We start from the raw sequence: 255 nt of genomic DNA on the forward strand, positions 1-255 counted from the left end.
GGGAGCAGTTGGTCAAGGACGAAAAGAATTATCTGAAGTCCAAAGGCAAGTTCTTCGGACTTGTGTTTACCGACAACCTTATTCTTGTAAAGGTCATTGAGAGTGTGGCGGAAATGCAACTTGAAGGTAAACTGATGCACCATTGTGTGGGAAGCTATCACAAGAGGACAGACTCCCTTATCCTATCCGCAACCATTGACGGCAAACGCATTGAAACGGTGGAGGTTTCACTGACAACATTCAAGGTGGTACAGA

Annotated in this window: 1 protein-coding gene; it reads left to right on the plus strand. The window is 45.5% G+C overall.

Annotated features, from left to right (window positions below; genetic code table 11):
• Window positions 1–255, plus strand: a 255-nt coding sequence (locus I6E24_RS17685; RefSeq protein ID WP_235329869.1) for a PcfJ domain-containing protein, incomplete at both ends; no start/stop codon positions are given.

This window comes from Bacteroides caecigallinarum, assembly GCF_021530995.1.
Classification (GTDB): Bacteria; Bacteroidota; Bacteroidia; order Bacteroidales; family Bacteroidaceae; genus Phocaeicola; species Phocaeicola faecigallinarum.